General features: G+C 43.7%; 23 protein-coding genes. 12 read left to right on the forward strand and 11 right to left on the reverse strand.

What is annotated here, in order from left to right; translation table 11 throughout:
- Window positions 1–122: 122 nt before the first annotated feature.
- On the reverse strand, window positions 123–1,292 hold the full coding sequence (locus RL70_RS05555; RefSeq protein ID WP_039042432.1) for an ankyrin repeat domain-containing protein: 1,170 nt from the start codon (window positions 1,290–1,292) through the stop codon (window positions 123–125).
- Window positions 1,293–1,553: 261 nt separating this feature from the next.
- Between RL70_RS05555 and RL70_RS05560 the strand changes: the two genes are divergently transcribed.
- Window positions 1,554–2,867: an aminotransferase class V-fold PLP-dependent enzyme gene (locus tag RL70_RS05560; protein WP_197054079.1), complete on the forward strand. Its 1,314-nt coding sequence runs from the start codon at window positions 1,554–1,556 to the stop codon at window positions 2,865–2,867.
- A gap of 61 nt (window positions 2,868–2,928) precedes the next feature.
- Here RL70_RS05560 and RL70_RS17225 read toward each other — a convergent pair whose 3' ends face one another.
- Window positions 2,929–4,353: a plasmid pRiA4b ORF-3 family protein gene (locus RL70_RS17225; protein WP_082003336.1), complete on the reverse strand. Its 1,425-nt coding sequence runs from the start codon at window positions 4,351–4,353 to the stop codon at window positions 2,929–2,931.
- Window positions 4,354–4,729: 376 nt separating this feature from the next.
- On the opposite strand from RL70_RS17225, the gene rsgA reads away from it, so the two are divergent.
- On the forward strand, window positions 4,730–5,794 hold the full coding sequence (gene rsgA, locus RL70_RS05570) for a ribosome small subunit-dependent GTPase A (RefSeq protein ID WP_231567238.1): 1,065 nt from the start codon (window positions 4,730–4,732) through the stop codon (window positions 5,792–5,794).
- A 55-nt stretch (window positions 5,795–5,849) separates the two neighbouring features.
- Here the strand turns inward: rsgA and RL70_RS05575 are convergent, their stop codons facing one another.
- Both RL70_RS05575 and RL70_RS05580 read right to left on the reverse strand, forming a co-directional pair.
- Entirely contained in the window at window positions 5,850–6,587 is a 738-nt protein-coding gene (locus tag RL70_RS05575; RefSeq protein WP_039042434.1) for a sulfite exporter TauE/SafE family protein, read from the reverse strand.
- A 116-nt stretch (window positions 6,588–6,703) separates the two neighbouring features.
- A complete protein-coding gene (locus RL70_RS05580; RefSeq protein ID WP_039042435.1) occupies window positions 6,704–7,270 on the reverse strand; it encodes a hypothetical protein in 567 nt (188 codons plus the stop codon).
- A gap of 128 nt (window positions 7,271–7,398) precedes the next feature.
- Here RL70_RS05580 and RL70_RS05585 point away from each other — a divergent pair, with 128 nt between their 5' ends.
- A complete protein-coding gene (locus tag RL70_RS05585; RefSeq protein ID WP_039042436.1) occupies window positions 7,399–8,235 on the forward strand; it encodes a GNAT family N-acetyltransferase in 837 nt (278 codons plus the stop codon).
- A 73-nt stretch (window positions 8,236–8,308) separates the two neighbouring features.
- Here the strand turns inward: RL70_RS05585 and RL70_RS05590 are convergent, their stop codons facing one another.
- A complete protein-coding gene (locus tag RL70_RS05590) occupies window positions 8,309–9,046 on the reverse strand; it encodes an IclR family transcriptional regulator (protein WP_039042437.1) in 738 nt (245 codons plus the stop codon).
- 143 nt (window positions 9,047–9,189) lie between these two features.
- Between RL70_RS05590 and RL70_RS05595 the strand changes: the two genes are divergently transcribed.
- From RL70_RS05595 to RL70_RS05610, 4 genes are read left to right on the forward strand one after another with little or no spacing between them, the layout of a single operon-like run.
- Entirely contained in the window at window positions 9,190–10,062 is an 873-nt protein-coding gene (locus tag RL70_RS05595; RefSeq protein WP_082003328.1) for a dimethylarginine dimethylaminohydrolase family protein, read from the forward strand.
- Window positions 10,063–10,094: 32 nt separating this feature from the next.
- Window positions 10,095–10,856, forward strand: a complete 762-nt coding sequence (locus RL70_RS05600) for a dimethylarginine dimethylaminohydrolase family protein (protein ID WP_039042439.1) — start codon at window positions 10,095–10,097, stop codon at window positions 10,854–10,856.
- A 40-nt stretch (window positions 10,857–10,896) separates the two neighbouring features.
- Complete coding sequence (locus RL70_RS05605; protein WP_039042440.1) at window positions 10,897–12,312, forward strand: amino acid permease; 1,416 nt, start codon at window positions 10,897–10,899, stop codon at window positions 12,310–12,312.
- A gap of 24 nt (window positions 12,313–12,336) precedes the next feature.
- Window positions 12,337–13,968, forward strand: a complete 1,632-nt coding sequence (locus RL70_RS05610) for a M20/M25/M40 family metallo-hydrolase (RefSeq protein ID WP_039042441.1) — start codon at window positions 12,337–12,339, stop codon at window positions 13,966–13,968.
- 86 nt (window positions 13,969–14,054) lie between these two features.
- Here the strand turns inward: RL70_RS05610 and RL70_RS05615 are convergent, their stop codons facing one another.
- The 4 genes from RL70_RS05615 to RL70_RS05630 form a co-directional block, all read right to left on the reverse strand.
- Complete coding sequence (locus RL70_RS05615; RefSeq protein ID WP_231567239.1) at window positions 14,055–15,350, reverse strand: MFS transporter; 1,296 nt, start codon at window positions 15,348–15,350, stop codon at window positions 14,055–14,057.
- A gap of 18 nt (window positions 15,351–15,368) precedes the next feature.
- A complete protein-coding gene (locus RL70_RS05620) occupies window positions 15,369–16,631 on the reverse strand; it encodes a DUF1116 domain-containing protein (protein WP_039042442.1) in 1,263 nt (420 codons plus the stop codon).
- 436 nt (window positions 16,632–17,067) lie between these two features.
- Window positions 17,068–17,463, reverse strand: coding sequence for a hypothetical protein (locus RL70_RS05625; protein WP_039042443.1), 396 nt, complete (start codon window positions 17,461–17,463; stop codon window positions 17,068–17,070).
- Between the two features lie 93 nt (window positions 17,464–17,556).
- The gene (locus RL70_RS05630) at window positions 17,557–18,711 is read right to left on the reverse strand and encodes a substrate-binding domain-containing protein (RefSeq protein WP_052245795.1); all 1,155 of its coding nucleotides are present in this window, start codon (window positions 18,709–18,711) and stop codon (window positions 17,557–17,559) included.
- Between the two features lie 513 nt (window positions 18,712–19,224).
- On the opposite strand from RL70_RS05630, the gene RL70_RS18280 reads away from it, so the two are divergent.
- From RL70_RS18280 to RL70_RS17785, 4 genes are read left to right on the forward strand one after another with little or no spacing between them, the layout of a single operon-like run.
- Window positions 19,225–19,350: a hypothetical protein gene (locus RL70_RS18280; protein ID WP_255352961.1), complete on the forward strand. Its 126-nt coding sequence runs from the start codon at window positions 19,225–19,227 to the stop codon at window positions 19,348–19,350.
- Complete coding sequence (locus RL70_RS17775; protein ID WP_156137910.1) at window positions 19,338–19,541, forward strand: hypothetical protein; 204 nt, start codon at window positions 19,338–19,340, stop codon at window positions 19,539–19,541. The genes RL70_RS18280 and RL70_RS17775 overlap by 13 nt, the downstream gene beginning before the upstream one ends.
- The gene (locus RL70_RS17780; protein ID WP_156137911.1) at window positions 19,534–19,698 is read left to right on the forward strand and encodes a hypothetical protein; all 165 of its coding nucleotides are present in this window, start codon (window positions 19,534–19,536) and stop codon (window positions 19,696–19,698) included. The genes RL70_RS17775 and RL70_RS17780 overlap by 8 nt, the downstream gene beginning before the upstream one ends.
- A gap of 30 nt (window positions 19,699–19,728) precedes the next feature.
- Window positions 19,729–19,911, forward strand: coding sequence for a hypothetical protein (locus tag RL70_RS17785; protein ID WP_156137912.1), 183 nt, complete (start codon window positions 19,729–19,731; stop codon window positions 19,909–19,911).
- A gap of 71 nt (window positions 19,912–19,982) precedes the next feature.
- On the opposite strand, the gene RL70_RS05640 is transcribed toward RL70_RS17785, so the two are convergent.
- Complete coding sequence (locus tag RL70_RS05640) at window positions 19,983–21,212, reverse strand: NupC/NupG family nucleoside CNT transporter (protein WP_039042446.1); 1,230 nt, start codon at window positions 21,210–21,212, stop codon at window positions 19,983–19,985.
- A gap of 176 nt (window positions 21,213–21,388) precedes the next feature.
- On the opposite strand from RL70_RS05640, the gene RL70_RS05645 reads away from it, so the two are divergent.
- Window positions 21,389–22,378 (forward strand): LacI family DNA-binding transcriptional regulator, encoded by a 990-nt coding sequence (locus RL70_RS05645; protein ID WP_039042447.1) that lies wholly within the window; start codon window positions 21,389–21,391, stop codon window positions 22,376–22,378.
- Between the two features lie 20 nt (window positions 22,379–22,398).
- Here RL70_RS05645 and RL70_RS05650 read toward each other — a convergent pair whose 3' ends face one another.
- Window positions 22,399–23,688 (reverse strand): uracil/xanthine transporter, encoded by a 1,290-nt coding sequence (locus tag RL70_RS05650; RefSeq protein ID WP_039042448.1) that lies wholly within the window; start codon window positions 23,686–23,688, stop codon window positions 22,399–22,401.
- Window positions 23,689–23,705: the final 17 nt, after the last annotated feature.

The following is a 23,705-nucleotide window of genomic DNA, read 5'->3' on the forward strand; positions in this document are numbered from 1 at the left end:
TGGAAGTTCTTCATATAGAAGTGGGCATTTCGTAATCACATCTATACACCAACCTGATCAATTTTTCGTTTAAAACGGCAAAAAACTGCCTTGTCCGAAGACCAAGGCAGCTGTCCATCCATTTATTGACGCTCTAACAAGAGTTCAGACTGTGCTTTGTGTTTCGTATAAAGCGGATTATCTGGATGTAGCTCGATTGCATGTTCAATCGCTGTAATTGCATCTTGGTGGCGATTAAGTGAGCGTAAGCTGTTCGCTTTATGGAACCAGAAATCATAACGTGCCGGATGCCGTTCGACGAGTTCTTCCATCACTTCAACCGCCTCTTCATGACGTCCGAGTTCGCGTAAATAGTTCGATTTATGATAAAGATAAAATACGTTTTCAAAAGAGAGCGCCGCGCCTTTATCAAACTCAACAAGCGCATCTTCTGGTTGGTTCATCAACCGGTAACAATAAGCTGTGTAGAAATAGAACTCCAAAGCATCTGGAGCAACCACTAACGCCCGACTATATTGTTCCAAAGCTTCTTCAAAACGGTCTTGGGCAGCTAGATAAAACCCTGCATAAAATAACAGATCCAAGTTATCACCATCAGACTCAAGTGCTACTTGTACAGTTTGTGAAGCGGCTGTCCAATTGTTTTCTGCCGCATATGACTTCGCTTCAAGAACTGCTGGATGCTGTGGATCTTCGAGCGTATCTGTCAGTATTTCAAGTACCCGCTCCTGCTTTTGTTCATCCGCGTAATACACCGCTGATTTCCCATCGAAATCTTGTAAATGAACAGATGCTCCTGATTTATGCAATGTTTGAATGACATCTGCGTACAGCCTTCCGCCATCTCCTAAAATCACCGCTTCCAGCAACGCGGACCATCCAAGGTGGTTCACATGGTCGACTGGAACACCTACTGCCAGACACGCTTCAACAGTGTGCAAATACCCTTTTTCTGCGGCTGGTAACAAAGCAGTCCCACCGAAGCGATTCACACTCGTTACGTCCGCTCCTGAAGTAGCCATCAATCGTAACGAAGCAGTAAACCCATTTGCTCCTGCGCAAATGAACGGCGTCAATTCTGTGATATCTCGATGATTTGGATCACTCCCCGCTATTAGCAACTGGGCAACTGCATCCGTGTCATTATTTTGAACGGCAAGCATTAACGCTGTCCGACCCATGTCATCAGTCACTTCAACATTTGCTTTTTGTTCAAGCAAATGTGAAATACGGGGATGGTCTCCCTGGTGTACAGCTTCTAACAACTCGGTGTCCCATTTGTTTCCTTCCATGTCCTATCTCCTTTTTACTATCAAATTTCTACTAGTTTAAGTGTACTCGATATTGAAGTTTTTTTCCTCACAAAGAACTGCATACTGGTATTATATGGTAAGGTGGATTTACTCGTATTATTACATGTTGCATGATTCGTTGACTCCCAGCGCACCAAAACCTTCGCTAATTTATAAAACACCTACTTGGTCAAAGGAACCTCCCTTTGTATGTTGGACAATTCATTCATGCTATACTTTTTTCAAAGAAAGGATGATTTTATGAACAACCAGCAGGCTCTACAGAAAACCTTTGAACATGCCCGTACTTACTTTCCAAGTCTAGGAAACTCCTATAAAGGCCGTCCTGTCCTGTTTTTCGACAATTCAGCAGGCGCCCAAGTATCTCAATTCGTCATCGACCGCGTTATGGACTATTACATTCATCGCAATGCACAAAAAGGAACGATTTTTGCGCGTACCGTACAGATGCAGCAAACGATTGTCGAAGCTCGTCAACTGGCTGCAGATTTGATCGGCGCGACGGATCATACAGAAATCGCCTTCGGGCAAAACGCGACAAACTTCTTCCATTTGTTTGCTCATCACTTAGGCAGAGACTTGCATGAGGGCGATCATATCGTCATTACAGAAGCGGATCACCATGCAAATGTGAACCCGTGGATGGAGCTAACAGAACGTGGCATTCACGTACACTTATGGCATGTGGATGAACAAGGGAATCTGGACTTTGATCACTATAAGGAATTACTTGCGTTGAAACCGAAAATCATAGCGGCTGGATGGGCGTCAAATGCGACTGGAACTATCCATGACATGAAGCGTATTACAAAAATGGCCCACGAAGCAGGTGCACTTGTCGTAGCGGACGGCGTTCAAGCTGCAAGTCACCTCACGATGGATGTAAACGCGGCAGGCGTCGATTTCGCAGCGTTTTCAACGTATAAAATCTTCGGTCCCCATATGGGATTCGGGTATGTAAATCGGGATCGACTCGAGCGGTTAGAGGGTTGGTGTATTCAGAAAGAATTGGAGAAAGACTCGTATTTCTTTGAGGTAGGATCGCAGAACCATGAAGGCATCGAAGGATTTATCGGTTCCATGGAATACTTAACACAGTTGACGAAAGATGCTGAAGGCAACGGGCTGACATTGGACGGAACGCCACTTGCGAATTCATGTTCAACACGTAAGGAAATTGCAGGTGCTATGCATTTCGCTCATTTGTACGAGCAGCAACTCACGGATCACTTCCTCGCTAAACTTGCAGAAGTGGAGGGTGTTGTCTTATACGGAAAAACTGCTGAACAGTCTGATGAACGACTGCCTGTGTTCTCGTTCAATATTGCGGGAATTGAAACGGACACACTTGGTTGCGCATTGAATGATGCAGGTATCGAAGCACGGACGGGGAACTATTTAGCCATTAATCTCATGAAACGTTTGGCAGTCCCATTTGGTGGAAATGCTCTTCGTATCAGCCTTGTCCATTACAACACAGTCGGGGAAATTGATAGGTTTTTCAATATTTTAGAGAAAGTCCTTAAGGAATTGAATACCTACGTCCATCAATAAGCGGACGAGTAAAATGCCCGTGCCTGTTTTTATAACAGAGGCACGGGCATTTTATGAACGCTTATCTACCACAGCATTTTTTATACTTCTTCCCGCTACCACATGGGCATGGTTCATTGCGTCCAACCTTCACTTCAGTGGAAGCAGCTTGCTCAGTAAGCGGTTTTACATCCGTTCTTTCCAATTCAAACATCTCTTGAGGGGTATGTCCTCTGTTTTCAATAAGACGAACTGCATTGGAGACATTGATGGCAACAGGGACAATCTTTTTCACCTGTTCTTCCGGTAACGGACCTGCTTGCGCCATCAGCCTGCCGATAACTTCCATGAAGTTCGCATGCCACATAGACAATCCGACCATGAACGTATGAAGCATCCGGTCAATCTGGATTTGCGGAATGTTCTCCTTCTGGAATAGTTTCTCAAGATGGTGTAATTCCGGAGTCTGATCGAAATAGCTAGGATCTGCATAACGCAGCAACTGTTCTTTTGCCGGCTGATAATACGGTTTCTCGATTGTTTCCCTTACAAATTGTTCTGGGACGATACCGACAAGTTTCGGACCTAGGAAAACCGTATCTTTATAGAGAATATCTTCTTTTTGCAAGCTTGTTTCCAACTCACTTGAAGCAAGGAGTTCCTGCAAGTTTCCAACAGTGATCTTATGGTCATTTTGTAGATTGTACAACGTGACCACTTGCTCAAACTGCACCATGCCATATAACCGGGTCATCGCTTTGATGTACTGTCCAACTTCTTGCTGCTCTGTAGTTAGTTCATGTTTTGCCGACTTCTTCGGAACTGATTTCTCAGGTTTCGCAACTACTTGCTCCTCCGAAAGTTCTGATTCGCGGTACGGATCACTAATGATCGCGTAATTTTGATGGTTAATACAATCCCATTCCGTCTTTTTATATTTAACGAATTTTAATGATTGATTAATCCTGTCTTTATCGTAAGGTTCATATCTCGCATTGGAAACCCATTGTTTCATATGATCGTGTTCAGGATGTGCCGGATCTTCCATGATTGCCAAGAATGATTCATATCCTGGAGGTCCACCGACATCTTCAGGTGGTGCTGTTCCTTCTCCATCCAACAGCGTCGGAAAACCGAAGTGATAATCTTCTACAACTTCTTCTAGCTCAATCGAAAAGCGCCAGTCATCACCAAAGTCGTACGTATACATTAATTGCTTGTGCTCTTCTAAGTATTTATCGATTTTGACTCGAGTCGGCAGTTTTGGAGTAAGCCTCTTGGAGCCTTTAAGTTCCTCTCGTTGAACAGGATTGTCTGTGATGCACAAGCCATCCACTTCAACTTCAAAAAAGTGATACGGTTGATCTGTAAAGTAACTTTCAAAATTCGTCATTTGCTGAATCATCTCATGGAGACGATTAAACGTTGCGCCTGCAGGCATAATCACTCTTCGCCTTACTGCTGGTTCTACGTGAACCATTGTTATGTTTACTATATAAGACTTCATAGAGTCACCTCATCTAATACTGTTATTAGTTTGCTAGTGAGATTAAGTGTATCATAATTCGCTGACGCATTGCGGTTGTAGGGGTTGAGAATCGATATTAGTTAAAAATTACCAACATGCAACATATACTCTTTGATATTTTTCTAAAAATTCATTGACTTCAAAACGTTTCTCCTTTATGATAAATGTAACTTTCAGAAAGCAGGTGATTACTATGGCAAACTTCAACTTGACAATTGCAAATTGGATCGGACCCATACTTTCACCTGCCATGCCTTAAGTATAGGCATGTTTCTTCTTGTATGCGCGTGAAAGCATGGAGTCCGATCCACGGACCCCATGCTTTTTTATATGCCCACATTTAGGAGGAATTCACTTGAACACACTACAAAATTACGGTTGGAACGAACTTCATCAAACACATTGGAAGGAACAACAGCAAGACTTTAAAGCAAGCGACTGCACGATTGGACGCGTGACTTTAGAACACAAGCATATGTATCGAGTTGTTACTGAACAAGGCGAGTGGCTCGCTGTTTGCTCCGGATCTCTACTTCATCATGCAATCGACCGGCGGGATTACCCCGCTGTTGGAGACTGGGTCGCGATAGAGCATATGCCTGGTGAAGAGCGTGGCATCATTCATTCAATTCTCCCGAGAACTTCTGTTTTTTCACGGAAAACTGCGGGGGACTCCATGACTGAGCAACTGATTGCGGTCAACGTCGACATCGTCTTTCTCGTCACTTCCATGAACGATGATTTCAACATACGAAGATTGGAACGGTACTTAGTCGCGGCCTATGACTCGGGCGCTACACCTGTAATCGTGTTAACAAAAGCCGATCTTTGTGATGAACCACAAGATTTTATCGACCAAGCACGCGACATCGCATTCGGTACGGAAGTATTCGCTGTCAGTAGTAAAACTGGCGACGGAATCGATCAGGTCATCGCTTTGCTTAAAGACGGTAAAACCGCTGCACTATTAGGCTCGTCAGGTGTCGGGAAGTCTTCGTTAGTCAATGCAATCTGTGGAGACCAAACGATGACCGTCCAAACGATCCGTGAAGACGATGCGAAAGGCCGTCATACAACGACACATCGAGAACTTATTGCGTTGCCTGCTGGAGGTGTATTAATCGATACACCTGGAATGCGGGAATTCCAGTTATGGAACGATAGCGAAAGCGTCGAAGGTAGTTTTTCAGATATTGAAGCACTCTCAGAGTCATGCAAGTTCAATGATTGTAGCCATAAAACTGAGCCAGGATGTGCCATTCAACAAGCCTTAGTAGACGGCTCTCTCGCTGAAGACCGTTTCGCGAGCTATCTCAAATTGCAACGGGAGATCGCATATTTGGATAGAAAAACGGATGCCCAAGCACAAGTTGCTGAAAGAAAACGTTGGAAGGCACTTACAAAATCTCAACGGAAATGATGTTAGGACAATAAAAAACGAAAGCGGCAATAGAGTCGGCTACTTTCGTTTATCTTCATTTTAAAATGGCTTTCACGATTAGTTGGACGATCAATCCAACAATTACTACTCGCAACAGAATTTTAACGTACTTCGGGTTCAACTTCTCTGCAATTCGTACACCAATTTGAGCACCGGACAGGGATCCCAGTACAAGAGCTATCGCGAGTGGCCAAATGATTTTCCCCATCACGATAAAACTAATGGCGGCACCTAACCCGCTTGAAAATGAAGCGAGTCTCACAAATCCAATCGATCGCATGTAAGAAATTCGCAACTGATTGAACAAATAAAGGAGCAGTGTTCCTTGACCTGGACCGAACAACCCGTCATATAGTCCGATTCCGATAAGTCCTGCCACACCCGTTTTCGATGGTTGTAGAGTAGCTTCTCCTGCAAAATCCGCTTTAGAAAGAAATGATGTAAAAAAGGCTCCAATCAGCAACACGATTGCGAGTTTGTAAAGAGTAGCTTCTGCAATATGGGTCGCGGTTAGACCGCCTAACGTGCCTGCTGTAAGTGAAATCGGAAGAATCCACCACGACTCACGGAGAGTTATCTGCTTTTTCAATAGAACGGTAAGGAATGTAGTTAAGGAACTGAACGTTGTGGAAATCTTATTTGCCCCGATTACAGAATGGATCGGAATTCCCATCAACAGCATCGCGGGCATCGAAATGAGCCCACCTCCGCCAGCAAGAGTTCCAAGCATCATTGCAATAAGACCTGTGAAAAAGAGTAATATGTAATCCATTTTCACCCGCCTCCTTGTCTGTTGTAGTATACCCCTCTGCAACAGATAAGGTAATTCGATAGTTTAGATGGAATAACATAAGCCTCTCTTATAACATGTTTACTTCATGATTGCTCTCAAGATTCAGAAGAAGATTCCACAGTGTCGGCTTGCTTCTTTTTCTTTTTCCATTTGGGATACGATTTACTGACGAACGGGATTTCATCGCACCCTTGAGCTTTGTTCGTATAGACAGCCATCACGAATAGCACATTTGCCATCAGTTGGGCGAAATCGAATAGTATTTCAGGTACTTCGCGTTCTAGAGATACTTTGTGAAGAGCGCGGACGGATTTCTTAGCTTCACTTCGACATACGTGAAGGACAGTAGCTGCATGGGTACCTTGCGGGAGCACGAATTGTTCGATCAATTCCTCAAGCTCTTCGACATACTCATCATATATGTCACTTAGACGCTGTAAGTCTTCTGGGGAGATGGCTAGTTTCCCTCTAACAGACCCATTTAAATGGTACGCGAGTGGTTGTAACCAGCGAAGATCCGTGTGAACTTTCTCTACCTTCTCCGTCAGGGATAACGCTTCTCCGATCCTCGTGGTTAGCGAGTCTGTTCGAATTTCAAAGTCTACCGTAGACGCGGATTCTCGCATGAACGGGTAACAAATATACCGCATATCTTTTTTCATGATAATTCCTTCTCTCATTATAAAATACTTTTGAATCCATATAGCATAGCAACAAAACTCAACTTTTGGTAGAACATAGAAAGTGAAAACTTAAACGGTTTAATTATACTCATCATTGGAGGTACGAAATGTTAACAGCAAAGCAAATTAAAGGGATTCAACAGTTACAACAGCAATGCGAGCAGTACGAAACAATTGAATTGAAATTGAATTGGGAAATGCTTCGGGAAAGAAAAGAAGATTCACTAGATTTCTTTATATGGAATGAAGATGAACTGATTGGTTATTTAGCGCTTTACGGATTCGGTTCCACAGTCGAAGTATGCGGCATGGTGAAACCGGAAGAACGTAGGAATGGACATTTTTCTAATCTTTGGATCCAGGCACAACAAGTAATTGTAGATAAAGGATTCCAGAAAGTGCTATTTAATGCACCAGGAACCTCTGAATCCGCCAAAGGATGGATGTCAGACCAACCATGCGACTATTCGTTTTCAGAGTTCCATATGCACTGGCATCAGAAGGAGCTTGCAGAAACTGAGAACATCGTATTGCGGGAGGCTACACCAGAAGATAAAGCGTTTGAAACAACATTGGACGCGGATGCCTTTTTCCTTTCATTAGAAGACGCAGAATCCTACTATAACGAAAGATTGTCCCGCGAAAGAGAATGTAGATACATTATTGAAGTCGATGAAACTCCAATTGGTAAGATCAGGGTCATGCGGAATCTGGACGAATCCTATCTTTCCGGCTTCGCAGTGATATCTGAATGTAGAGGTAAAGGCTATGGAGGTAAAGCGCTGCAATGGATTGTGAAACAGGAACTTCCTACTGGAAACATTATAAAGTTAGACGTAGAAACACAGAATGACAACGCATTGAAGTTGTATGAACGGATTGGATTTGTGCAGCAAGAGCGACAGGATTATTATGACGTTCCCCTTGCCTTAGTAACTAAATAGTTAGAAGTGTAACCGAAAAAGCAGAGAGGAAATTTAACAACTTCCTCTCTGCTTTTTTGTGGGATCGATTTCGTTAGTTGCTCCGCCCAATCTTCTCAGCCACTCGTTCCTTCGTAGCTAAAATTGCCTTGATCATCATCTGCAACCTATCTTCCGTAAGATTAAAAGTCACACACCCAATACTAATAGCGCCTACAACTTCTCCTGTAATATTACACACCGCCACTCCTATTGACGAAGTGCCTTCAGTTCGCTCTCCGTGACTGATTGCATAGCCTTGTTTCTTAATCCCTTGCAACATTTCCTTGAACGCTTCCTGTTCGTGTTCCGGCACAAGTTGCTGAATGATTTTCTCAGATTCTGCAGTCGGCATACACGCCAGCATGATTTTATTAGCCGCTCCTATATTCATAGGAATCCGCAGACCAAGCTTGTCATACATTCTGATTTGGTTATTTTCATTATCGATTCTCTCAATAATAATTGCTTCCAACCCCGTACATTTACTCAAGTAGATACTCTCTTCCACTTCCCTACTAAGTCGATCTAACTCTGGTCGGATGGATGATACATAATCCATCGTATCGTAGGCTCGCAGACCATATTCCATCCACACTGGTCCCAATTTATAGAGTTTCGTATCAGCGACCTGTTCAGCTAACCCTTGCTTCACCATTGACTTCAAAATTCGATGGAGCGTACTCAATGCTAAGTCACATTCCTTAGCAAGGTCCGAGATAGAAATTCCAGTAGATGTATTTTCAGATGCTAAAATTTTGGCAAGCTGCATGACCCGATTGATTGTCTGCATAAGTTCACTTCCTAGTTGTAAGTTGAAATCCGAATTTATTTTCTAAATACATTGACATTATACCATACTCAGAATATATTAACAGATAAGGTTTCCTTTCAACGGAAACACTTTCCATCAGACGGAAAACAGGAGGCGGAATGATGAGATACAGCAGTTCCATGTACAGTCCACTAAAGCACGTGATTATGAAACATCCAAAAGATGCATTTAAGTCTCAAGAACATCTATCAGAAAACTGGAAGACGTTCAACTATCTACGAGAACCAAACTTTGACGAAGCACTCAAAGAATTTTCAGAATTGACAAATATAATAGAACAACAAGGTACTCAAATTGACTACCTTCCTTCAAGCGACAAAGTCGGCTTGGATTCAATTTACGCACACGATCCAGTGAAGTTCACTCCAGCTGGGGCACTCATCTTAAAATCCGGTAAAAAACTTCGTCAACCCGAAGCTTCTGTATTTAAAGAGTTTCTAACTGAAAGAGGAATTCCTATTATTGGAGAACTTGTTGGAGACGCTGTTTCGGACGCTGGGGATATCGTATGGCTTGATGACCGAACTTTACTCGTGGGAAGAGGCTATCGGACTAATGACGAGGCTATCCGCCAATTGAAAGAAATGACAGCTGATTTGGTTGATGAATTCATCGTCGTCCAGCTCCCACATGACCAAGGCGAGGAAGAATGCCTGCATCTGATGTCATTCCTGAGTGTTGTGGACAAAGATCTAGCTGTGGTGCATTCACCTTTAATGCCTGTTTTCCTCCGTCAGCTGTTACTCCAAAAAGGATTCCAGCTAATCGAAGTACCGAAAAAAGAATATGACACGTTAGGCTGTAATGTGTTGGCAATCGCTCCTCGTGTTTGTGTGCTGACGAATGAGAACGCTTCCACTATTCAGCAATTGAAAGATGCCGGTGCAACTGTACACGTTTATAAAGGACAAGAAATTAGTTTACTAGGTACTGGCGGTCCCACTTGTTTGACATGCCCAGTCGTTAGAGGATAAAAAATAATCGTAATTGAAAAGGAGAGAATACAATGTTCACAAATGTAATCGTCAAGAAGCCAGGAAAAAGTTATTTGGAGGGTCTCACTACTTCTGATTTAGGAAAGCCGGATTATGAACTTTTACTAAAACAGCATGATGCATATTTGGAAGCACTCGAGAAATGTGGAGTTGCTGTAACGAAGCTCGAAGAAAGTGAAGAATTTCCGGACTCAACATTTGTGGAAGATGCTGCTGTATTGACACCAAACTTTGCAGTGATCACAAACCCTGGTGCGGAATCTCGAAACGCGGAAACAGTTGAAATCGAAGCTGTCACTAAAAAGTTCTACAAGAAGTTTTACTTTATCCAATCCCCTGGAACGCTTGATGGCGGGGATGTTTTACAGGCAGAAGATCATTTTTACATCGGAATCTCTGAACGTACGAACGAAGAAGGTGCGAAACAGCTTAAGGAAATCCTGGAGTCTGAAGGATACAAAGCGACGATTATTCCTTTGAAAGAGTTCTTCCATTTGAAGACAGGAATCGCTTACTTAGGAAACAACCAATTAGTTGTCGCTGGAGAGTTCGTAGACCATCCTGCATTTGACTCATATGAAAAGATTGTCATTGGAAAAGAAGATGAGTACTCAGCGAACTGTATCCGCATGAACGATTATGTGATCATTCCAAGCGGCTTTCCGGAAACAAATCGCAAGTTTACCGAAGCTGGCTATCAAACGATTGAATTGGACATGTCTGAAGTTCAAAAGCATGATGGCGGGCTTAGCTGTCTATCACTTCGCTTCTAAATAACACAACACGAGATTCGATCGAGAGGAAGGATGAACAATGAAAACCCTGGAAGAACCTCAACTAAATCGTTCCATGAAAAGCCGCCACTTGATGATGCTGTCACTTGGCGGCGTGATCGGAACAGGTTTATTTCTAAATGTGGGTTATACGATCAACCAAGCAGGACCAGGAGGCGCACTTGTCGGTTATCTGATTGGCGGCCTGATCTTGTACATGGTCATGACCTGTCTCGGTGAACTCGCTGTCTATATGCCAGTAACAGGATCCTTCCAAAAATATGCTTCCCGATACATCAGTCCATCTGCCGGGTTTTCACTCGGTTGGATGTACTTTGTCGGGTCTGCCGCAACAGCGGGTGTTGAATTTACAGCTGCAGGAATCTTGATGCAACACTGGTTCCCACATACGCCAATATGGATTTGGTGTGCTGTGTTCATGGTTTTACTGTTCTCACTAAATGCACTTACAACAAAAGGCTTTGCGGAAGCGGAATTTTGGTTTGCAAGTATCAAAGTCGTGGCTGTATTAGCATTTATCGTTATCGGTGGTGCCGCTATCATTGGATGGATTCCCTTGGATGGCATACCAACGCCACACTTAACGAATCTAGCACCATCTGGATTATTCCCTGCAGGAATTGCGATTGTCTTCATTACAATGATGAATGTCATCTTCTCCTATCAGGGTTCTGAATTAGTCGGGATTGCTGCTGGTGAAACTGAAAACCCCGAGAAGAATATTCCGAAAGCGATTCGGACGATTTTGTTCAGAATTGTCGTGTTCTATATCGCATCGATTGTCGTCTTGTCGGCAATCTTCCCTTCTGCTGAACTCGGGTTGATGCAAAGTCCATTCGTTACATTGATGGAACTTGCCGGAGTACCTTATGCAGCGGGAATTATGAACTTTGTCATTTTGACAGCGATTTTATCTGTCGGGAATTCCTGTTTATACGCATCGACTCGTTTACTTTGGTCCATGGCGAACGACGGAATGGCCCCTGCACTCTTCGGGCGTTTGACTAAACGACGAGTTCCTTTGAATGCATTGATTTTCACGATGGCATTTTCTCTACTCTCCCTTCTAACAAGTGTTATGGAAGCGGATGCAGTGTTTGTCTTGTTAATGTCTATCGCTGCAATTGCCGTCACGATTTCGTGGATGGGCATTGCAACGTCCCAATTACTATTCAGAAAACGCTATCTGAAACAAGGTGGAAAACTGGAAGATCTCCAGTATCGAGTGAAGTTCTATCCATTAGTTCCACTTACTTGTATCTCGTTCTGTTTGATCATCCTTATTTTCCTTGCATTTGACCCAACACAACGTATTGGGTTGGTATACGGCATCGGATTCTTTGCTGCTTGTATGATTTTCTATAAGGTCAAACTCGAGAAAAAGCACCTCGCAGATGGCACGTTAAATCCCGAACCTGCAGAAGTGAATAACTAACATCATAATTCAGGAGGCTATAGAATGAGCAATTCACAATGGAATACACCCGCTTCACTGAGAAGTTTACTGAACGAACTCGTAAGCAGGGACAGTCGCACACTGACAGCTGGTGAATGTACGTTTTCTACACGTGTTGCAGAAAAACTGAAGACATTGGCATATTTCACGCACCATCCCGAGCATCTGAAGCTACACGATGCAGGTCTCGGAAGAAATTCCGTGCTCGCACTTTACAAGAATCCTACCGCAACAGATACCATTGTCCTGATCAGTCATTTCGATACCGTTTGGACAGAAGAATATGGTGCATTGGAGCCTCTTGCCTTCCAACCTGAAGAGTTGACGGCTACACTTCATCAACTGACAGATGAACTTCCTGAAGATGCTCGGAAGGATTTGTTATCTGGAGACTACTTGTTCGGGCGCGGTACAATGGACATGAAGATGGGCTTAGCCCTTCACATGGCGCTTATTGAAAAGGCGTCCCTTGAACAGTGGCCCATCAATCTAGTACTACTGACGGTTCCTGATGAAGAAGTGAATTCAGCAGGGATGCGTACAGCTGTCGAAGAACTCGTCCGAATGCGTGATGTGTATGGTCTTTCCTACAAACTCTTCTTGAACAGCGAGCCAACGTTTTCACAAGAACCCGGAGATCCTAAAGAATATATCTATTCAGGGACTATCGGTAAAATCATGCCTGCCGCCTTGTTTTATGGGAAAGAAACGCATGTCGGTGAGCCTTTAAAAGGATTAACTGCAACGTATATCTCCTCTTTTTTAGCTCAGGAGATGGAATTCAATCCGTTGTTTAAAGAGACGAATTACGGAGAAACAACACCCGTCCCCGTCTCGCTTCAATTGAAGGATTTGAAGACTTCGTATTCGACGCAAACACCATATCGTGCTGCTTCGCTATATAACGTATTTCTAATGGATCGCGACGCTTCAGAAATCATGGAGCTGTTTTCAGATGTCGCCCATCAAGCGATGAGCGCTTGTAATGATTCATATAAAAAGATTTGCGAACGTGAAGGAACGGAGCCAGTCGGTGAAATTCGTGTGATGCGTTATGAGGAATTACTAGAGTATGCGCAATCGAAGATCGGTTCAGAGGCTGTTGAGGTGATAATCGGAAAGGCGATTCTGGATCAGGAGCTGGATGATCGGGATAAATGCTTTAAAATTACAGATGCGCTACTCATTGAATGTCAGGAACTAACGCCTGCAACTGTCCTATTGTTTGCACCTCCCTATTACCCAGCTGTGAACACTTCAGAAGATCCTCTGGTGATCAAGTCCATTGACCTCATGAAGAAGACGGCCACGGAGTTAGGGACTCATGTCGATCAAGTCCATTACTTCAATGGGATTTGCGATTTGAGCTATGTCCACTATACGGGGACTGCGACAGGGTGGACTGCTTACGAGCACAACACGCCTGTATGGGGCAAGACCTATAGTATTCCATTTGAAGCAATGACGGAGTTGGATGCACCTGTATTGAATGTAGGACCATTCGGTAAAGATGCCCATCAACGAACAGAGCGACTTCATATTGAGAGCGCGTTTGTGCGCTTGCCTGTAATGCTGGAGGTTTTGGTGAAGAGTATGTGTTCAGAAGTAGCAGAAATGGAACCAGTGATTTCATAATCTAGTGAATTACTTTTTGAAGATAAATTATCAAAAAGTAGAAACCCTGTCTACCCCTCATAGAAGGCGTAGACAGGGTTTTTAGATTAAGCTTTTACTGGCTCTTCATCCGCCACGTTCGGACGGTTGCTTTCATCCAAGAAGAAACTAGCTATGAATCCGACGACTAGCAGAATCGCAGCAAGATAGAATCCAGACGCGAGACTGCCTGTTTTGTCTGCAAGAAAACCTGTGATATAGGGTGCCAAAATGGAGGCAGACATCCCTAGGAAATTATAGACACTGAATGCTGTACTGTATGCTTGCTTCGGAGCATTGTCCGCTACGACTGCCACTAATATAGGATTCGTACTAATCTTACCGAAAATACCGTAAAGAATCAGTGCGATGTACACCATTGTCATACTTTCAAAGAATACAATGGACGCAACCGACAGAAAAGCAATCGGGAGCATGAGCTGAAGAACTGGTTTACGTTTTCCGATTTTGTCACTCCACATACTGAGGAGTAGGGAACCTGGAATCGCTGCCCATGGAACGATAGAAGATACAAACGCCACTCTCCCTCCGACAATACCTCTATCCGCTTCCAAGTAATAAGGGAGCCACGTTAGTAGCATGAAGAATCCGTAGATGGAAGCAAAAATGATAATGTAGGAAACGAGTAAGTTCTTGTTTTTGAACAGAACACTTAACTTTATCTTCTCGCCTATGTCTTCAGGATTTTCTGAAGCTGCAGCCGCAGCTTGGCGCTCTTTCCTGCTTGGATCCCGTTTAACTACGACGTACATCATGATTGCAACAACAATCGATAACCCCGCGATGATGAAAAATGGGACTCGCCAATTCAATCCAAATTCACTTACCGAATAACTGGAAAGATAATATCCAATCGATGTACCAAATGCCATACCACTGTTAATGATCGCACTTCCAAGTGTAATTCGTTTTGCCGGAATTGCTGATGAAGAAATCCCGTACTGTGGTCCATAATAAGTACCTTGACCAGCTCCAACAATGAACCACGCTGCCATGAATAAGAAGAACGTCGGCATTCCGCCGGCTACTGCTGCGAACAAGCCCCCAATCAGAAAGCCTGGTACGAGCACACGCTTTCTTCCGATTTTATCTCCCATTAATCCTGAAGGAACCTGCAAAGCTACGTTACCGATAAAGTTCACGCTGACAATCAATCCAAGTTGTGCTTGTGTTAAGCCGAATTCACTTTGCATATCCCCCATCACTGGGTTCAAGACAGTTCGTGTCGCATAGAGTGCAACCCATCCAAGAAAGAAAACGGTAACTAATTTAACCCAATACGGAATGAGCGGTTCACGTTTGAGACCGACTCCTTCCTGTTCACGCATAGAGTGCTGTGCCATTTTAACCTACCTCCTCTTTTAGCTATGGACATTCAGTTTTTCAGCATACGCTTCGATTGCTTTTTCAAAACAAGCGAGTGGCGCACGTGCCTGACCTGCACCAATTTGAGGAAGACCCGCTTTTTTGTGAGCAATACCTGTGTTTATCAAAGGTTCAATGCCAGTTTCAACAATCTTTCTTGCGTCTACACCTAGACAAGTTCCTTGGAAATCCCATGTTGGAATTGGAAAGTTTGCATTATGACTCGTAACGATTTGACTCATTTCATCACTGATTTCGCGGGCTTCTTTATACCCTCCAGCTCCGACAAAACGTGCAAGTCCTGGTGAAGCCACCATGGCCATGCCTCCAAGTCCATACGCTTCCATAATCGCGCTGTCTCCAATATCGCCATTCGCATCTTCTTGGCTATAGCCAGTGAAATACAACCCTTTTGGAACATTGACAGGAGCCGTAAACCATTGGTCTCCCATTCCGCTAATTCGAATGCCGAACTCTTTACCATTCCGGCACATTGCCGTAACAATAGTTCCTTCTTCGATTTTACGGGCACCGTCGAGGACCGATTTTCCTGAAGCCATTACGATATTCAAGAAGAACTGCTCAGCATCCGCGATGAATTGAATGACATCTTTCCGATCGTCCTTATCCATTGGGACAGCCATCAAATATGGACTGATTTCCTTCAGGAACACGAGAGTGGATGCCATATTCCGCATATGGAATTCGTCACCCATCGTAATGGCCTTAGCAATCAATACGTTCAGATTCATGCCACCTTCCATAGAACGTAGCGCTTTTGCTAACGTTGGACCCAACACATCCCGCATCCACTCCAGACGATCAATGACCTCTTTTGAATACGCTCCAAATCGTAGGACATTTCCAATTCCTTCATTCATCGTACAGTAGGCTTCATTGCATTCTGACCGATTTTCTACAACAAAGACCGGCATGTTGCCTGATGTGATTCCCCCCATCGGCCCGACTGCGTTCACATGATGGCAAGGCATGAACTCCACTTCACCATTTTGGAGAATCGCTAACGCATCCGCTTCCGTTTCTGCCCAGCCTTCGAACAGAGAAGCTCCAATGCAAGCACCTTGCATTGGACCTGTCATGTCTTGAAATTCAATCGGTGGTCCTGCATGCAACAATAGTTTTCTTCCATTAAACTCTTTTATTTTTTCTTTGGCGGGTACAACATCAATTAGAAAAGGTGCGCCTTCTCTAATTTTGTCCACGACAAGCTGATTTCTTTGTTCGATAGTTTCATCCATTGAAATCACTCCTTTACCGCAGGTTTCACCTGCAATATGATCCGTACTCTACATAGCTTGCTTGCAACTTCATCAGTAATATGAACCGGCAAATCCTACTTGCAGAAAGAACTTTTCATGGGGGTGCGCATCCCAATTTTGGTTGAGAATTGGATTCTCTTTCCAATGCAAATATAGCATGCAGACAATTGCCAAACCCTTTAAAAAAGTGGCAAGACATTGCAAAATGATTAAAAAATTTGAAAATTATACCTTCTCCCTGATAGGGAGAGGAATCTTATAAAATAGAAATAGACCGCCTTTCTCCTTATTAGGGAAAGACGGTCTGTTATTGACGTTTGTACAATATGTAACGAGCCGATTGTAAAAGCACTTGGTGTTTGTGCAGTCGTATCAGTAAAATTACTAGTTTCGTTTTTCCAATTTGATGCACGGTTCATTCAGCTATGTCTAACGGCAATACTGAATCATTCTCTATGTATCTGGAATAATTCCAACTTTTATTGGATACATCCGTACAAGCTCGATCCACACATGTAAATATATAGGATTGCTTTTTGGTTACGACAATCACTTCATAGTTATCCATGGATGTCGGGTCCACTCCATTAAATCGGTTTACTCCCTGTTTGATGGCGTAGACAGTTTCTTTGGATGCGATGTCCTGATACTGTTTATTCCCCAGCACCATCATGGTCATTTCCCCTAAAATCACTTGGTCCTCAAAGTTAGGCGATTGCGCCCGGGTGCTATAGCGGTCGACGGCCAAATACAAGACAGATACGGTGCTTGCAAATAATAGAAGGGAGAGTATGAGCGTTGACTTTTTCATTGGATAGCAACTCCTTTTTTGACAGGTTCATAATCGTTTCCCTAGATACTCAAAAGGCACATTGACATTGTGCGGGTCATGGGGTTTCGTTCCTTAGTTCCCTTTTTGTAGCGAAACATAGCCAGATTTCTCCATTAACTGTTGCCCTTCTTCTGATACAATCCAGTCGATGAACTGCTGTACTTTTGGATTATCCGTGCCTGCTGTAACGATATAAAACTCACGTACTAGTGGATATTCACCTGAGCGGATCGAGTCGTTTGTGGGTGCCACACCATCTATATTCAGCAGCTTGATTTTATGCTTTTCCATTAATTCTAACGTTGTGAATCGGTGTGAAAATCCAATTGCATTTTTATAATTCCGATACTCTGCACGCTGCTTAACGTTTCCGTACCCCTCTCTAAACTCGGCCTCGGTCGCGGGCTTCGTCAGCGGTGTGTCTTCCATAAATTGTTCTAACGCCTTCTGTCCCCTACTGCTCTCTTTCCGCTGATATGCGATGATCGGCATGTCCTTTCCACCTACTTCATCCCAGTTTTCGGTAGTCCCAGCATAGATTTCTCGGATTTGCTGAGTCGTCATGTTCTGCACCGGATTTTTCTCATTTACAAAAAATACGAATGCTTCTTTGCCAATAGGTGTCACTGTCAGTTCAAGCCCTGCTTTTTTTGCTTTGTTATAGTGCCATTTCATAGGTGCAGTAGTAAAAATCATATCCGCCTTACCTTCGATCAAATGCGTAAATGAATAGCCTCCACCATCCCCCATTACGAGACCATCTTTCATATACGAAGGATAGTCCCCTTCAGGATAAACAGCTTCGACAAAAGCTGCATACATGGGATATAGCCAAGTCTCCCCATCCAGTTTCGGCAAAGACTCTTGAAGTTTCAACGATGCAGGTGTTCCAAGTTGAGCAAGTTTAGAATCCTCTCTAAATGGCTGGTAAAACGTTGGATTTACTTCTTCGTTCACTGTCGGAATGCTTTCAGTGTATGCTTCCCGAAGTGGAACGTATCCTGTAATCGCCAGCGCAATACTGGCAATTCCGATGAAGGTCAAGATCCTCTTTCGCGTATTGAAGAATCTATATAAGGATAAGGAGAAGGCCAAATATAAAACTGTTGGAAATACAATAATAAAAGGAATGTGATAAGCCGTTCCATTCATCATCGCAATGATGAAGGCAATAAAAGTTAGAACTAAGAGTACAACAAGAAGCATTGCTGATAATAAAGCCGCCACTGAAATCCCCTCCTTTAAAATGAAATTTTTATCGTTGTTGGAGTTTATTATTGCATCATTACTTTTCCACTATTGGAATGGATTAATTGAACGCTTTAAATATTGGAAAAATCGCGGACACAATGAGGGACACACCTGTCAAAATACTAAATAGGACAATTCTCCGTTTTGTTTTAAAAAAATTGTAAATTAGTAGCGTCGCTAACAAAAACAATATTGTCGGTATGACGATGATCAGTGGGATATAATGAAAATCTCCTTGCAGCATAGCAATTCCTACGGCAAAAAAAGTTAAAATCCCCAATGGGACCAATATAATTAACGATCTCACCAAATTCATTGAATGCTCTCCTTCCGAATTGAATCATTAAGTGTATTATTACACCTTTTAGTCACTTGCGTCAACAGGCTGATATTCATTTATGCAGAGTAGTTACATTTTTGATCATAAGGCATAGTTCAAGTGAGTTAAGTAATTGATTGGTGCCGCTTCGCGCGTTGAGGGATGAGCTCGTGCACGCTGACTTTACGGAATCGGCAATATGGAGTGGATTATCGGCATTATCGAGCCAAGTATCAGCAGAGTCATGGCTTGAATCGGCACTTACGATCAAAGAATCGGAAAGATGGGTGAATTAATCGGCATCGCGGAACAATTCAACTGCTTTAAGGAACTAATTGGTAGCGCTTCGCTTCTTTTAGTAAGGCTATGCACGCTGGCTTTACAGAATCGGCAATATGGAGTGGATTACCGGCATTATCGAGCGAAGTATCGGCAGAGTCATGGCTTGAATCGGCACTTACGAGGAAAGAATCGGCAAGATGGATGAATTAATCGGCATCGAGGCACAATTCAACTGCTTTAAGGGACTATTTGGTAGTGCTTCGCTTCTTTTAGTAGGGCTATGCACGCTGGCTTTAGGAATCGGCAATATGGAGTGGATTATCGGCATTATCGAGCGAAGTATCGGCAAGTTCACGGCTTGAATCGGCACTTACGATCAAAGAATCGGAAAGATGGGTGAATTAATCGGCATCGCGGAACAATTCAACTGCTTTAAGGAACTAATTGGTAGTGCTTCGCTTCTTTTAGTAGGGCTATGCACGCCGACTTTACGGAATCGGCAATATGGAGTGGATTATCGGCATTATCGAGCGAAGTATCGGCAAGTTCATTGCTTGAATCGGCAAGATGGGTGAATTAATCGGCATCGAGGCACAATTCAACACAAAAAAGCACCCGCGGTTGCGAGTGCTTTTTCATAATTCATTTACATAAACATACCAGCGATTGTACCGCTCATAAGGTTTGCGAGCGTACCTGCGATTACTGCTTTGAAGCCGAGTTTCGCAACAACTGCACGTTGGTTTTCAGCGAATGCTGTCATGCTGGCGATCAGAATTCCAAGCGATCCGATGTTGGCAAAACCACATAAAGAGAACGTGAGAATTGCGACGGTTTTATCCGACAACGCTTCAATCATTGGTTGGAATGATGTGAACGCAACCATCTCGTTCAAAATTACTTTTTGACCAAGCAAGTTACCTGCAGTCAACGCTTCTGACCAAGGAACACCCATTGCGAACGCAAGTGGTGAGAATATGTAACCGAAGATTTGCTGAAGTGAAATGTTCGGATATCCGAACCAGCCACCGATGCCTCCAAGAATTCCGTTAGCCATTGCAAGAAGTGAGATGAACGCGATGAGCATAGCGATAATAAGTCCCGCCATTTTCAAACCTTCAGCTGCACCCTTAGTGACTGCGTCGATTGCGCCCGGCTTCACTCCGCCTTCGCCGATCAATTCTTTCGGCTCGTCGTCAACTACGTTTTTAGGAACTTCTGTTTCAGGTATTAAAATTTTTGCGAACACGAGTCCTGCTGGAGCTGCCATGAAACTTGCAGATAGCAAGTAGTTAATTGGGATTCCAAGTGCTGCATATGCAAGCATCGTTCCTCCCGCAACCGAAGCTAGTCCCCCAACCATAACTGCGAACAATTCTGAACGTGTTAGTGTTTTAATGTACGGCTTAATAATAACCGGAGCTTCTTGAAGTCCCAAGAAGATATTAGAGGCTGCGGTAAGCGATTCCGGCTTACTTGTGCCTAGAATTTTCGCCAATCCTCCACCTACGATTCGGACGAAGAATTGCATAATGCCAAAATGGTACAAAAGAGAGATAAGCGCAGTGACGAAAATCGCCATAGCTGCAACTCGGATCCCGAAAATGAACCCCGTAGGCGCTGATGAATCCGCTAGACTTCCAAATACGAAAGCGAGTCCTTCGTTTCCATAATGGATAACATTTTGGATACCGCCAGAAAACTTTTCAATTACTGCTCGTCCTCCGGAAGATTTCAGAACGAGATAACCAAAGAAGATTTGCATGGCAACCCCAATTACTACAACGCGGTAATTGATTTTGCGTTTGTTGTCTGAGAGCAAAAAAGCAACGAAAAGGATGACGAGGCATCCAAGTAAGCCAGTTAGGATATTCATTAGTGTCTCCTCTTATAAATGGATTGTGATACGGTGTGTAATCGGTTTCATATAATTTACCACAGGTTCATTAGGAGCGTCAATAACAAATTGTGACATACTATTTAACGCACCTTGAACTGTTTCGCAATTATTGGTATATTTATGTAAACGTTCACATAATAGGAGAGAATCAGATGCCCACAATTAAAGATGTCAGCAAATTAGCAGGTGTTTCTGTAGCAACCGTTTCTCGCTATTTAAACAAGAATGGCTATGTCAGCAAAGAAGCAGCAGAGACTATCGCTGAAGTTATTGAAAAGCTTAACTACCGTCCGAATAATATCGCGAGAAGTCTCGCAGGCATGAAAACCGCTACGATTGGGTTGATGGTTCCTGATATTCTAAATCCTTTCTTCCCTGAACTTGCCCGTTCAATTGAAGATGCGGCAAACGAATATGGTTACACCGTCATGTTATGTAATACGGATAACGACTCCGCTAAAGAACAAAAATACATTGATACACTCATCCAGAAGCAAGTCGATGGGATCATCATTTCTTCCTATACGATCAAGCCCGAGCACTTAACAGGCTTGCAGAAACAATCCATCCCTGTAGTCCTCATGGATAACGTTTTCTCCAGCGATTCCATCGTCTCGCTCACCGTTGAAAATCGACAAGGTGGCGAACTGGCAGTCCAGCATTTATTGGAACAGGGATGCTCAAAGATCGCCCACATTTGCGGCCCATTATCGATCACTTCTTCGCGTGATCGGACCGCAGGCTTTGAGCATGCTTGCAGAGGAACAGATTGGTTCACACCAAGCTTAATCGGCTATAGCGATTTCACGGTAAAAGGCGGCTACACTGCCATGATGGACTTACTTGCGCTGCATCCGAATTTAGATGGAGTGTTTGCCAGTAATGATTTAATGGCGGCTGGAGCGCTGAAAGCGTTGCAAGAAACTGACCATAAGGTACCTCAAGACGTGAAAGTGATCGGATTTGACGGAATTGGACTGGAGATGTTGAATCCAGAGCTTTCGACAATTGCACAGCCTATTTACAAACTAGGTAAAACAGCCATGGACTCCTTGATCGGATTGATCAGAAAAGAAAGTGACATCATGACCGATCAGGTTTTTCCAGTTACTCTCCATGCCAAACAATCGACAATGAACTGACAAGAAAAAGGAGCTCCCCATTAAACGGAGAGCTCCTTTTTCTTGTTCCGGGCTATGAATTCCATGATGACGGACAGTAGTACACCGACTAGCAAGCCGTTACTGATCAGCGGTTGCAGCATGACCGGAAACGAACTGAACGTTTCAGGCGGCGCATTTAATAGACTAAGGCCAACTAACATTGGAATTGTAAGCCTATATAGCGAGACCGTTTCGATCTGGAGCTTACGGATATTCCTTATTGCCGTACTGAATAGCTGTAGGTATGCGACAAACAATACCGCGTCCCCTATTGGTGCAGGCATCGTAGAGAAAAAGCCACCGAGTGCAGGCACGAGTCCGAGAACGACAAACAGGATACTTCCGAGGATGAATGGCCCTTTCTGCAGAATCTTTGTACTTTGCAAAAATCCGATAGAGGACGAATAAGGACCTAGTGGAATTAATCCAAACAAACCAGCAACAATCGTACCCGCTCCTGTCACATAATAAGAAGCTTTGTAACGACCAGTTGACGTTTTGTTGTCATACAGTTCCTCCACTGTCGAAATCGCGACAAGGGAGTTTGCCATGTTAATGAGCCCTGCGATGAAAGCAGTGACGACAATTCCGACATGCAGTTTTAATCCACCAAGTGGTAGCAGTTGAAAAATCACACCGCCACTAGTCGATGGGGATTCACTCCCAAAGAGCAACACGTACGCGATCCATCCGCCTAGCATTCCGAAAAGTATCGAAAAATTGGCGATGCTTCCCTTTCCTTTCAGCGACATGACAAGCACCACCATGACGATTACAACCGACAGAGCGGCGACAGGTAAATTGATGGCGCCACCCTCTCCAATTCCCATCATCCCTTTAAAGAAGTACAAGATGAGCTGGACAGACAGCAGGAACAAGTAAATCACTAGAACTACGGGATTAAATATTTTCTGTAATATTTCTATAAATCCAATTGCTCCAAGAAGGATTGTCACTACGCCTGCAAGTAGCATCCCGACTGCCAAACTTCCGCCTAGTTCTACGTAGCTGAGTCCCATTGCAGGAGCAGACGCACACAAGCTTAAGACAAGTCCCCACCAAATTCCACCATGACCTTCGAGTAGCGGATAACGGTGACCAATCATCGCTTGTAATAGACTCATCACACCTATCGTGACGAATGAGGTACGGATTAGTCCAGCTGTTTCCGCTTCTGTCAGACCAAATGCGGTACCGATTGAAAGCGGGACGACCACTGTATTGACAACCATAAAAAAGAGCCACTGCACACCAGCAACTGAAAAGGCGGGTGCGGATAAACGCGACATAGAACCTCCTGCTTTCT

The organism is Sporosarcina sp. ZBG7A (assembly GCF_000813425.1).
Lineage (GTDB): Bacteria > Bacillota > Bacilli > Bacillales_A > Planococcaceae > Sporosarcina.